This window comes from Cytobacillus sp. NJ13 (assembly GCA_030348385.1).
GTDB lineage: Bacteria > Bacillota > Bacilli > Bacillales > Cytobacillaceae > Cytobacillus.
Window position 1 is genome coordinate 848,078 of sequence record JAUCFP010000006.1, and the last position, 12,557, is coordinate 860,634.

Genomic DNA, 12,557 nt, shown 5'->3' on the forward strand with positions numbered 1-12,557 from the left:
CACTGAAACAGGCTGACTGGGAAGAGTTATCTGCTCACTTGAAGCAGATGCTCGGGAGCATTAAATTCGGATCGATCACATTGGTCGTCCAGGATGGCAAAGTCATACAACTTGAGAAGAACGAAAAGGTTCGTCTTCAACCAAATAAGCGCGCTGACTAGACAAACTAGAGGCGGTTTTTCCACCTGAAAGATTTTTTCAGGCGGGAAAACTGCCTTTTTTGGTTGAGAAAAAATTTTCAGGAAAGTGAAAGGAGTACTGCAAGATGAGCACTGCAGTGACATATGAAATTTGGAATCAGATTTCTGATGCATTCCCAATTGATGATAAATTAAAAGGCGCCCGCAATGTATTGGAATGGGCCTATACAAATTACCAAGAAGACAAGATTGTCTATGCATCGAGTTTCGGAGCAGAAGCCATTGTGCTGATTGACTTAATCCAGGAAATCAAACCTGATGCACATATTGTCTTTTTGGACACCGGGCTTCACTTCCTCGAAACCTATGAAGTGATTGATAAAATCGAGGCGCGTTTCCCCTCGCTTAGGATTGAGCGGAAAGAGCCCAGGCTGACACTGGACCAGCAGGCTGCAGAATATGGTTCGGCACTTTGGAAAAGGGAGCCTAATTCATGCTGCCAGATCCGCAAAGTGATTCCATTAAGAGAAGCGATAACACCGAAGCAGGCTTGGATCTCTGGCCTTCGTCGTGAGCAATCGCCGACAAGAGCGAATACTCATTTCCTTAACAGGGATGAAAAGTTCAAGAATATCAAAATCTGCCCGCTGATTCACTGGACATGGGATGAAGTTTGGGCCTATATCAGGGAAAAAGACCTGCCATACAACACCTTGCATGACAATGGATATCCAAGCATCGGCTGTTTTCCCTGTACACAGGCAGTCGATGAAAATGGCGATTCCCGTGCCGGAAGATGGTCTGGCACAGGCAAAACGGAATGCGGCCTTCACACCAGCTAGAGGGAGGATGATACCATGCTTACGATTATAGCGGTCACAGTCGGTTTATTTTTCGCCATGAATATCGGGGCAAGCGGAGCAGCAGCATCCATGGGGATCGCGTATGGTTCAGGTGTCCTAAAAAACCGCATTTTAGCTCTTGTTCTTTGCGGATTGGCCGTTTTCTTCGGAGCATGGCTTGGCGGAGGAGAAGTGGTAAAGACAATGGGAAGCGGTATTGTTCCTAAAGAGACCTTTACTGTAGCCATCGCGCTGATTGTGATTGCATCTGCAGCTTTATCGCTGTTTCTGGCAAATGTATTCGGCATCCCGCTGTCTACCAGTGAGGTGACTGTCGGTTCTGTTGTTGGTGCAGGAATCGTCTACCAATCCGTATTTGCCGGAAAGCTTGCCTGGATAGTCATGTTCTGGCTGTTTACTCCATTTGCCGCTTTTTTAATTGCCATAGCGGCAGCCGCTTTTTTAAAGAGAAACTTTATACAGAACCTGATTAAAAAGCCTAAGGCTACTCCGATTTTAGCCATACTCGTCATTTTTATGGGCGTGTTTGAAGCATTCTCTGCAGGCATGAATAATGTTGCAAATGCAGTCGGTCCGCTTGTAGGTGCAGGCATTATGAGCACAGGCAGCGGAATCTTCTGGGGCGGGCTGTTTGTCGCTTTAGGAGCCATTTTACTGGGGAAAAATGTCCTCGAAACGAATGGCAAAAAGATTACAAAAATCCGTCTTGAAGAAGGCTGTGTCATTTCAGGAACAGGAGCAGGAATTGTTACGATTGCTTCCGTTTTTGGAATCCCTGTCCCTTTAACGCAAATCACCACTTCCTCCATCATCGGAATTGGATTTGTAAAGCAGGGACGATCAGTCTTTAAGAAGGACATCGTCGTTCAGCTATTAGTCGTTTGGGTTGTTTCACCAGTATTATCGATGGTCCTATCCTATACGCTCATTCAGCTGCTCATTGAACAAAATGTATATCCGGTGATTGCCATGGCCGGTGTGCTAATCTCTGTTTTTGGAGTGAGATTCTTAATGAATCAGGCACCTGCTGCCGCAAGGCCGATAACTGAAAAAAAGTAAATCTGAAAAAGAAAGGTTGATGAACAATGGCTCTGCCGAAACCTCATGGAGGAAAATTAATTCAAAGCTATAATCCAAATTATGACCTGACAGGAATTGAAAAAGAAATTTTAATAGATGCCATCGCCCTAAGTGATCTGGAACTTATAGGTGTCGGCTTATTCAGTCCTCTGACAGGTTTCCTTGGAAAAGCAGACTATGAATCTGTTGTTGAAAAAATGAGATTAGCAGACGGAACTATTTGGTCCATTCCGGTTACATTGCCGGTTTCCGAGAAAAAAGCCAAAGAACTTGCAGCCGGAGAGAAGTTCAAGCTGGTTCACGAAGATGAAGAATACGGAGTTATTACAGTATCAGAATGGTATGAGCCTGATTTAAGCAAAGAGGCGCGTGAAGTCTACAAGACTGAAGAAACTGCCCATCCTGGAGTAAAAAGACTTTTTGAACGCGGTCCGGTTTATGTTGCGGGCGAGGTAACACTGATTAAAAAGCCAGGAAAAGGCATAGCGGAAGATGTGTGGTTTGAGCCAAAAGAAACAAGAGCACTGTTTGAAGAGAAAGGATGGAAAACAGTGGTTGGTTTCCAGACTAGGAACCCTGTACACCGGGCACACGAATACATCCAAAAAGCTGCTTTGGAAACGGTGGATGGGCTGTTTTTGAACCCGCTTGTGGGTGAAACAAAATCTGATGATATCCCGGCCGATGTACGTCTTAAGAGCTACCGGGTTCTCCTGGAAAATTACTATCCAAAAGACCGCACACAGCTGGCTGTTTATCCGGCAGCAATGAGATATGCGGGACCGCGGGAAGCAATCTTCCATGCGATTGCCCGTAAAAACTTCGGCTGTACACACTTCATCGTTGGAAGAGACCATGCAGGTGTCGGCAATTACTATGGCACATATGATGCGCAGCATATTTTCAGCCATTTCACAGAAGAAGAGCTTGGAATCAAACCGCTGTTCTTTGAGCACAGCTTCTACTGCAATAAGTGCGAAGGCATGGCATCTGATAAAACCTGCCCTCACAGCAAAGAAGACCGGGTCATTCTTTCCGGCACAAAGGTAAGGGAAATGCTCCGGAACGGGGAGCTGCCGCCAGCCACTTTCAGCCGCAAAGAGGTAGTCGAAGTATTAATTGAAGGCATGAGAGAAAAAGAAACGGTATAAGGGGCGGTTATAATGACAAAGGCAACCAACATCACCTGGCATGACGCTGCGATTATGAAGGAAGACAGACGGGCACAGAACGGCCACGGAAGTGTGGTTCTGTGGTTTACCGGCCTATCAGGCTCCGGGAAATCCACTATTGCAAATGCTGTGTCCCACGAACTGTTTCGACAGGGCATCAATGAATATGTCCTGGACGGCGACAATGTCAGACACGGATTAAATAAAGACCTTGGCTTTTCAGAAGCTGACAGAAATGAAAATATCAGGCGCATTGGGGAAGTCGCAAAGCTGTTTGTGGACAGCGGCAAGATCGTCACAACTGCCTTTATCTCTCCATTCCGGTCGGACAGAGAAACGGTTAGGGCGCTGTTTGAAGAAGGAGAATTTATTGAAGTCTTCATAGACTGTCCGCTCGAAGAATGCGAACGGCGGGATCCAAAGAAATTATATGAGAAAGCACGGCGCGGGGAAATAAAGGACTTTACAGGAATCGATTCCCCCTATGAAGCACCAGAAAACCCTGAAATTACGGTCCGATCTGACCAGTTCACAGTAGAAGAAGCAGTCGGGCAGATATTAACACATTTGCGTGAAAAGAATATCCTATAAAGTGAAACTTCAATCAGTGGGGGTTTTTCCCGCTGATTGTTAGTTGAACCAATCGGGCCTTTACGGGCAGTTGGACCCCCACTTATTCTCCATTGATTCCTCTGAGTCATGAAGTGGGGGTCTTACTGCCCGTTAGACTGCGATAAGAACCGGGAGTCTCTTTCTAATAGGAGACTCCTTTTCTGAAAAAATAATTCCTACTATTTCACCCTGAAAAATGGTATTATAGAAAACAATTAGATTATTAGCTTAGGAAAAGCGTTAAAATGCATATATTAGAAGACATTACAGAAAGGACGGTCATGGGGAATGACGGGAAAAGTTTTTTTAGTAGGTGCCGGTCCGGGAGATCCGGAACTTATGACTCTTAAGGGAATGCGCTGCCTGGAGGAGGCGGATGTCGTTCTATATGATCGTCTCGTGAACCGGGAACTGTTAAATCATGCAAAAAAAGAAGCACAGCTGGTGTATTGCGGCAAGCTTCCCAATCACCACGTCATGAAGCAGGAAACCATCAATCATCTTCTTGTGAAATATGCAAAAAAAGGTTTGATGGTTTGCCGTCTAAAAGGCGGGGATCCATTTGTATTCGGCAGGGGCGGGGAAGAGGCAGAAGAGTGTGCCAATAATGATGTGCCATTTGAAATTGTGCCTGGAGTCACTGCAGGAATCGCGGCATCTGCTTATGCGGGGATTCCTGTAACACACCGTACCTTAAGCAAAAGTTTCGCTTTTGTCACCGGACATCAGGCAGGAAACGAAGAAGCCGAACACCAGTGGGCCCACCTGGCCCATGCAGTTGACACGATTTGTGTGTATATGGGTGTTTCCCACTTGCCTAATATTGTAAAAAATCTCATTCATAACGGAAAATCCCCTCAAACACCAATCGCCCTCGTGCACTGGGGAACACTTTCAGAACAGCGGACAGTAACGGGCACCCTTGCAAATATTGAGATCAAAGTGAAAGAATCAAACATCACAAATCCAAGCATGATTGTCATTGGTGATGTTGTAAAAATGCATCACAAAATCAACTGGTTCGAAGAGGAAATTGCGCCTCATCTGCCTGTGGTGCATGGATAGGGATGTGCTGCGATTAAGCAGAATTAAGAAAGTCCATCAAGGAAAGGAGCCGCCAAATGAAAGCTGTCCTTTACATCGGCCATGGCACACGTTCTAAAAAAGGCGCTGCCGAAGCAAATTTTTTTATCGGGAGTGTCATGAAAAAGGTAGACGCTCCTATACAAAAGCTTTGTTTCCTTGAATTAACAGAGCCGGACATTGAGGCTGGATTTGAATACTGCGTCCAAGAGGGAGCAGCAGAAATTGTGATTGTGCCTCTATTTTTGCTGGCAGCGGGTCATATTAAGCAGGATATCCCTGAAGCGCTTGCCCCATTAATAACAAAATATTCGGCCATAACTGTAAGGATGGCGGATCCGTTTGGAGTCCAGGACAGCATTCTTGACGCAATTACAGAGCTTGTTACAGCAGAAACACAGCCAATCCGTTCTGATGATTCGCTTTTAATTGTGGGAAGAGGAAGCAGTGACCCTTCTATTCTTAAATCCTTTGACTCAATCAAAAGGGGAATCAGCCAGCGGCTTGGTGTAAGGAATGTGCAAGTCTGCTATTTGGCAGCTGCTTCCCCATCCTTCAAGGATGGACTTGATTCTATTTGCAATGGTGCCAGCGGAAGGGTCATTGTCATCCCATATTTATTATTCCCGGGGCTTTTATTAAGTGAGGTAATCAGAGAGGTAAATAGGAAAATAAGAGAAGGCTGCTCTGTGAAACTAACTGATACATTAGGACGGCATAGGGCTATTCAGAATCTTGTCGCTGAAAAAGCGAATAGAGAGGAGAATGTGAATGCAGCCGTTATTCATTAATTTAACCAGCAAGAAGATCGTCATTGCAGGCGGCGGCAGAATTGCCTTTCGAAAAGCGAAAACCCTTGATGGAGAACGAGCCCATATTACATTTGTTGCTCCTGTTTTTTCAGACGAAATCATTCCTTTCGCCCGTCAAAGAGGATATGAACTCATTAAGCGGGAAGCGCAGCCTGAGGATTTTAAAGATGCTTTTTTATCGATTCTGGCCACAAATAATCGTGATACCAACCAGCATCTGGCTAAGTCGCTGGATCCATGTCAGCTTGTCTGTGTTGTCGATGAAGCAGGAGAAGGAAATGTAGTCTTTCCGGCAGCTGTAAGGCGCGGACCGCTTCAAATCGCAGTCACCTCTAATGGTGCAAGTCCAAAGCTGACCCGAAAGCTAAAAAAACAGCTGGATGAACAATTTGATGAAAGCTGGACGGGTTATTCAGAATTTCTCGCAAAATGCCGTGAACATATTAAAAAACTTTCTATCCATTCAGCTGAGAAAAATGAACTTCTCGCCGAATTGCTGGATGACCGCTATCGCCTGTCGGAGGATGAGCGGGAAAGTAAATGGTCATATCTGAACTCATTAAAATAATCGACTCTCAACCGTGTCCTGACACACGGTTTTTTATTTTGTTTATTGTGCAAATCTACTATGGTACATTGATAGTAACGAAGCAGGAAGGCGGCGGGGAATGTGCATTTTTTATCCTATGAACTCGCTCAGGAAATAGTGGAGCGGACTATGAAAATCCTGAACAAAAACATAAATGTTATGAACGAAGAAGGCGTTATTATCGGTTCTGGTGAAAAGGAAAGGATTAATCAGGTTCATGATGGAGCTCTGCTGGTCCTGAAAAAAGGTGAAAGTGTGGAGATTGATGAAAGAAGTGCCGCCGAGCTTAAAGGGGCCAAGCCTGGAATCAATCTGCCCATCCGTTTTCATAATCAAATTATTGGTGTAGTCGGTATAACGGGGGAACCCGAGCAAATCAGGAATTTCGCAGAGCTTGTTAAAATGGCAGCAGAACTGGTTTTGGAGCAATCGTTTCTTTTGGAGAGAGTACAATGGAAGCAGCGGCTCCAAAGTGAGATTGTGAACCTCCTTATTTCTGAAGAACCATTAAATGAAGCGTGGCTAGAAGAGAGGGCCGGCTTCCTCGGGTATGACATGAAAATCCCGAGAACCGTGATTGTACTCAAGCTGCACGAAGAACTTGGAACCATGAATCAAAAGCTTTTCAATGACATCCATTTTGAATTGGGAAAACAGGATTTAACAGGGGTTACGTTCAATAATGAAATTGTCATATTAAAAGCAGGGGAGCATTCAGAACAAATCGCTGCTTTAAAGAGGATTGCCGGCCTTACAAAGAGGAAAGCGGCAGTTGCTATCGGAAACACATCGGAGAACATAAGCGGCTTGAGGTCCTCTTATCGGCATGCGCAGCAGCTGACTGTCCTTGGCCCAAAAATTCACCGTGACGCCGAATATTACAGTTATGAAAATTACTGGCTGGAAATAAAGCTATCCATGCTCGCCCAAAAAGAAGAACACACATTTTCTTTTTATGACCGGCTCCTTGTCCAGGATAAAAAAGGGGAGCTGGCACATACTCTTGATGTTTTCATAAAAGAAGGAGGAGATCTTGGCAAAATAGCGGATCATTTATTTATTCACCGCAATACCCTGAGATACCGTCTGGATAAGATAACTGAATTTACTGGAAAAGACCCCCGCAATGTGAAAATGCTATTCGAACTTTATGTGGCGAAATTAGTAAACGATTTACAGTAATTGTGCAAATGCACAATTAATAGAGTGTTCTAGCCGTTTTTTTTCATCAGCATTCACGATGTAATAGAAAAGGCAAACGCTTACAATAGATTCATAAGCAAATCATCATGGGAGGGCTAAATGTGGATGTAACTGTAAGCGCTTTAGGAGCAATAACAGCCTTAGTCATTGCCATACTATTAATCTTGAAAAAAGTTCCGCCTGCTTATGGAATGGTAGCAGGTGCTTTAATAGGCGGCTTAGTCGGAGGTGCAGATATTGCAAGCACTGTTAATTTAATGATGGAAGGAGCAAAAGGCATCATACCGGCGGTGCTCAGAATCCTGGCTGCCGGCATATTAGCAGGTGTCCTGATTGAATCTGGCGCGGCTTCCTCAATTGCCGAAACAATAGTAAAAAAATTGGGAGAAACCCGAGCGCTTCTAGCCTTAGCAGTGGCAACAATGATCCTGACAACGGTCGGTGTATTTGTTGATGTGGCAGTCATTACCGTATCACCTATTGCCTTAGCTATCGCGAAGCGGGCAAAACTTTCAAAAACAGCCATTTTGCTGGCGATGATTGGCGGAGGGAAAGCAGGGAACATCATGTCACCAAATCCGAATGCCATTGCAGCTTCAGACGCATTCGGTGTTCCGCTTACTTCGGTTATGGCTGCAGGAATCATCCCGGCCATATTTGGACTTGCTGTTACGTATTTCATTACAAAGAAACTTATAAATAAGGGGTCAGCTATCTCAGATGGCGAAGTGGAAGTGAACAGCAATACAAAGCTTCCATTATTTATCACTGCCATGATTGCGCCGCTGGTTACAATTATTTTATTGGCGCTTCGCCCATTATTTGATATTAATATTGATCCGATGGTGGCACTTCCAGCCGGGGGAATTATCGGAGCCATTGCGATGAAGAAGACAAGGAAAATCAATGAGTATGCTATTTCCGGTTTAAACAAAATGTCAGGCGTTGCCATTATGCTTCTTGGAACAGGAACCCTGGCTGGAATCATTGCAAACTCAAGCTTAAAAGATGTGATAATTAATGGATTAACATCTTCAGGTCTTCCAGCCTATCTGCTGGCGCCTGTCTCTGGTATTTTCATGTCAGCTGCTACGGCATCCACAACTGCAGGCACAGCAGTGGCAAGTGGTGTGTTTGGCAGTACAATTTTAGGATTGGGAGTATCGGCGCTTGCAGGCGCAGCCATGATCCATGCAGGAGCAACCGTACTGGACCATTTGCCGCACGGAAGCTTTTTCCACGCAACGGCAGGAAGTGTCAATATGGATATTAAGGAGCGCTTGAAGCTGATGCCATATGAATCGCTTATCGGTTTAACTCTTGCAGTCATTTCTACACTTATATTTGGAGTCTTTAAGCTTTTTTGCTAATAGAAAGGGAGAGGGTCAAATATGAAAATCGTGATTGCCCCGGATTCATTTAAGGAAAGTTTATCGGCACTTGAGGCTGCAAATGCCATTGAAAGAGGCTTTAAATTTATTTTTCACGAAGCAGATTACAAAAAAATGCCGATGGCTGACGGAGGAGAGGGAACGGTCCAATCGCTTGTTGATGCAACGGAAGGTACGATTATAGAGCGGACTGTTACAGGACCTCTCGGGGAACCTGTCAAGGCATTCTTTGGATTAATGGGGGATGGAAAGACAGCTGTCATTGAAATGGCAGCTGCGTCAGGCTTGCATTTGGTTCCTTCAGAAAAACGGAACCCCTTAATTACATCAACCTGGGGAACAGGTGAGTTAATCGCAGCGGCAATGGACTCAGGAGTTCAGCACATCATTATTGGAATTGGCGGAAGTGCTACAAATGATGCAGGAGCAGGAATGATTCAAGCCTTAGGCGGTAAACTCCTTAATAAAACTGGAAGTGACATCGGTCCAGGCGGAGGGTCTCTTGCTCAGCTTGCAGCAATAGACCTGTCAGGTCTTGATTCAAGACTTCGAGATGTCCATTTCGAAGTGGCCTGTGACGTTGATAACCCTTTGACCGGTACAAGAGGTGCCTCCGCGATCTTTGGCCCTCAAAAAGGAGCGACACCTGAGATGGTTGAGCTGCTGGATCAGAATTTAGGGCATTTCGCAGATGTGATCGAAAACGCCCTCGGCAAACAGTTCCGACATATTGAGGGGGCAGGTGCTGCCGGAGGAATAGGGGGAAGTCTGCTTGCCATTTTAAATGCCGACTTGAAAAAAGGGATCGAAATCGTCCTTCATGCCGTAGATTTTGAAAATGAGGTAAAGGATGCGGACCTTGTCATTACTGGAGAAGGAAAAATTGACAGCCAAACCATATATGGAAAAACGCCAATCGGTGTGGCTAGAGCGGCAAAGAAACATGGGATACCGGTAATCGGTCTTGCAGGTTCTTTATCAGACGACAGCGATATTGTGCATGAACACGGAATCGATGCTCTATTCAGCATTGTCCCAGGTGTTGTAACCCTTCCGGAAGCTTTGGAGAAGGCAGCAATATATATGGAAAGAACAGCGAGGAACATTGCTGCCAGTATGAAAATGAGTGGATCACTATAATGAGAGGCTGTGAAATGCAGCTTCTTTTTTATAGCCTTAATTCGAGTTGTCAGCCTTAGCAAAAAGAGGCTTATTGGTCTCAAATATCGAATATGTTAAAGGATTACATAAATGGAGGCCAATCATATGAAAGCAATTGCAGTAACACAATATGGTAATCCGGACGTATTGACTTACACAGAAATGGAAATTCCAAAAATAAAGCGGAATCAAGTATTGATTAAAGTGGAAAAAGCAAGCGTCAATTTTGCTGATGTGAAAGCGAGAATTGGGCAGGGAGGAACTGGCCTATTTCCGTTTATTCCCGGCCTTGATGCAGCAGGAGCAGTAGTGGAAATTGGGAGTGAAATTACAAATTTTAATATTGGTGATCGTGTTGCAGCGTTTCCTTCTGAAGGATCTTATGGTGAGTACGCTGCAGCCGATGAAAACCTGACATTTGCAGTGCCGGATGAAGTAGAGTTGGATATAGCTGCAGCATCCCTGACTGTTTCTTTTTTATCTTATAAATTGCTTGCAGATATTTCAAGAATCCAAAATGGTGAAACCGTTCTGGTTCATTCAGCAGCAGGCGGGGTAGGCACTACTGCAATCCAAATGGCAAAGATATTAGGAGCAGGTCTGGTTATTGGAACTGTTGGCAGTGAAACGAAAGTACCTGCTGCTGTGGAAGCAGGTTCTGATCATGTCCTTGTATACGAACAGAATGATTTTGCAGAAAAGGTAATTGAAATAACCGGCGGAAAAGGTGCGGATATTATCCTGGATTCTCTTGCCGGCAGCATAACTCAGAAAAGTTTCCGTTGTCTGGCTGACTATGGCCGGCTTATTCAATTCGGCAATTCGAGCGGCAAACAAGGGATCATAAATACCAATGACCTGCATAAGAGCTGCCGTTCTGCCTTGGGCTACAGTCTCGGCACAACAAGAAAGAAGCGTCCGGAATCACTCAGCTCAAAAAGTCATGCAGTTTTTAAAAGAAGAGAAACTGCAAATTAGAATTGGGCACAGGTTTCCTTTGGAAGAAGCAGCTGAAGCTCATAAGCTGATCGAAAGCAGGATGAGCACCGGTAAAATATTACTGGATATACGATAATAATATTATGTAAACAATATTAAAAAGGAAATTGAAAAGGGGCCAATCCCCTTTCAATTTCCCATGACCAATATAAGCACAAAATAACCAATCATAGTGACCAGCCCAAAAGGAACCCCGAATACTGCCCACTCTTTACTCGTAATCTGCAGTTTACCAGCAGCAATAATATTGGGAATATTGCCTGGAATAAGCATTCCGCCGCTGATCAGGAGTCCAAGAAGAATGGATTGAACGGTAAAATAGTCCATTGATGGGCTAATTTCAGCAGCTGCAAGTGTTGCATTGTCCAGTACAGCAGAAATCATATTGATCCAATATAATAATAGCGGATTTAACCCTATTAAGAAGTGGTTGATTAACGGTTCAAAACCAGCCCCAAGCATCGTCAGGCCCATGACAAAGAAATATATTTTTAAAGCCCTCACAAAAATCTCTTCATAGTTTTCACTGGCAGGCTTTTTTGTAAAAGATGCTTTCCCTGAAGCAGGAGGCTTAACAGCCAGTGCGGCCATAATTCCGAAAAATAGGAGGGCGATGGTGATTTGCGGTCCAACCAATTCCATCAAAAAGAAGAAATCTTCTTTCATTTTACTGATTGCAATGGTGGAAAGCGGTTCGCCAATCGGCGTCAATGCTGCGCCCAGACCAATCGAAAAACAGGCGAGTACGGTCAGCCTGATTTCAGAGCTTCTGTCCAGCCGAAGGGCACTGACGATTAATACAAGAACTAATGCAGCGATAATGGCTGTAATAACGCTTGAAATTAACCCAAGAAAAATGACAGTTAAAGCTGCAAATAAACGAAAAGGCATAATCCGGCTTACTGAAAGTATGCTTCTTTCCAAATTTGCCTGAAACCACTTAAACAGAAGTCCTGCAATAAAGACAGCAAGAGTAATTTTTACAGGTTCCTGTGCTGCTTTTACAAATAGTCCGCTATTCAGTACTCCGCTTGCCATTGCAGCTGAAAGCCCCATTACAAATAGAAACATCTCCAGATTTTTTTCCACAAACTCAGAAAGAAAAGGCATGACAAGGACAATAATGAAAATAACCACTAACAAATAAATCATAAATCCTGCTCCATTTGGTTATTTTCCAAGTTAAACACAAGGAATACTACATGCATATGCTGAGAATCGGACAAACTTGCCATAAAAAAACCCCTGCTGGAGAACCGCAGGGATTATCACTTAGTTATAGTCATTTAAAACTGTTCCAGTAAGATCAAATTCAGGCTCAATGCTATTTATGGCATTTGTGTCAGCAGGAGTTGTACCCGCAGGCTGTATTTCGTCAATGGCAGGTGACGTTAGAGGGGATAAACTGTGCTCTTTCTTTGGTTGATTGTCCAACAAATGAATCAACTCCCT

The 12,557-nt window shown here is 44.3% G+C and carries 13 protein-coding genes and 1 pseudogene; 12 read left to right on the top strand and 2 right to left on the bottom strand.

Going from position 1 to position 12,557, the window contains the following annotated elements; all coding sequences use genetic code 11:
• Window positions 1-2: 2 nt before the first annotated feature.
• From QUF73_04105 to QUF73_04160, 12 genes and pseudogenes are all read left to right on the top strand, one after another.
• Entirely contained in the window at window positions 3-161 is a 159-nt protein-coding gene (locus QUF73_04105; GenBank protein ID MDM5225384.1) for a YezD family protein, read from the top strand.
• Between the two features lie 104 nt (window positions 162-265).
• Window positions 266-982, top strand: coding sequence for a phosphoadenylyl-sulfate reductase (locus QUF73_04110; GenBank protein ID MDM5225385.1), 717 nt, complete (start codon window positions 266-268; stop codon window positions 980-982).
• 15 nt (window positions 983-997) lie between these two features.
• On the top strand, window positions 998-2,062 hold the full coding sequence (locus QUF73_04115; protein ID MDM5225386.1) for an inorganic phosphate transporter: 1,065 nt from the start codon (window positions 998-1,000) through the stop codon (window positions 2,060-2,062).
• Between the two features lie 26 nt (window positions 2,063-2,088).
• A complete protein-coding gene (gene sat, locus QUF73_04120) occupies window positions 2,089-3,234 on the top strand; it encodes a sulfate adenylyltransferase (protein ID MDM5225387.1) in 1,146 nt (381 codons plus the stop codon).
• A 12-nt stretch (window positions 3,235-3,246) separates the two neighbouring features.
• A complete protein-coding gene (gene cysC / locus QUF73_04125) occupies window positions 3,247-3,846 on the top strand; it encodes an adenylyl-sulfate kinase (protein ID MDM5225388.1) in 600 nt (199 codons plus the stop codon).
• A 309-nt stretch (window positions 3,847-4,155) separates the two neighbouring features.
• Window positions 4,156-4,932: a uroporphyrinogen-III C-methyltransferase gene (cobA, locus tag QUF73_04130; GenBank protein MDM5225389.1), complete on the top strand. Its 777-nt coding sequence runs from the start codon at window positions 4,156-4,158 to the stop codon at window positions 4,930-4,932.
• Window positions 4,933-4,967: 35 nt separating this feature from the next.
• A complete protein-coding gene (locus tag QUF73_04135) occupies window positions 4,968-5,741 on the top strand; it encodes a sirohydrochlorin chelatase (protein MDM5225390.1) in 774 nt (257 codons plus the stop codon).
• Window positions 5,722-6,330, top strand: a complete 609-nt coding sequence (locus QUF73_04140) for an NAD(P)-dependent oxidoreductase (GenBank protein ID MDM5225391.1) — start codon at window positions 5,722-5,724, stop codon at window positions 6,328-6,330. Before QUF73_04135 ends, QUF73_04140 begins: the two co-directional genes overlap by 20 nt.
• A 102-nt stretch (window positions 6,331-6,432) precedes the next feature.
• The gene (locus QUF73_04145; protein ID MDM5225392.1) at window positions 6,433-7,533 is read left to right on the top strand and encodes a sugar diacid recognition domain-containing protein; all 1,101 of its coding nucleotides are present in this window, start codon (window positions 6,433-6,435) and stop codon (window positions 7,531-7,533) included.
• 107 nt (window positions 7,534-7,640) lie between these two features.
• Window positions 7,641-8,924: a GntP family permease gene (locus tag QUF73_04150; protein ID MDM5225393.1), complete on the top strand. Its 1,284-nt coding sequence runs from the start codon at window positions 7,641-7,643 to the stop codon at window positions 8,922-8,924.
• 21 nt (window positions 8,925-8,945) lie between these two features.
• Window positions 8,946-10,085 carry a glycerate kinase gene (locus tag QUF73_04155; GenBank protein ID MDM5225394.1) on the top strand — a complete coding sequence of 380 codons (1,140 nt, stop codon included), beginning with the start codon at window positions 8,946-8,948 and terminating at the stop codon, window positions 10,083-10,085.
• A 126-nt stretch (window positions 10,086-10,211) separates the two neighbouring features.
• Window positions 10,212-11,181, top strand: a pseudogene (locus QUF73_04160) (zinc-binding dehydrogenase).
• Window positions 11,182-11,234: 53 nt separating this feature from the next.
• Here the strand turns inward: QUF73_04160 and QUF73_04165 are convergent.
• On the bottom strand, window positions 11,235-12,257 hold the full coding sequence (locus tag QUF73_04165) for a DUF1646 family protein (protein MDM5225395.1): 1,023 nt from the start codon (window positions 12,255-12,257) through the stop codon (window positions 11,235-11,237).
• A gap of 120 nt (window positions 12,258-12,377) precedes the next feature.
• Window positions 12,378-12,542 carry a hypothetical protein gene (locus tag QUF73_04170; protein ID MDM5225396.1) on the bottom strand — a complete coding sequence of 55 codons (165 nt, stop codon included), beginning with the start codon at window positions 12,540-12,542 and terminating at the stop codon, window positions 12,378-12,380.
• Window positions 12,543-12,557: the final 15 nt, after the last annotated feature.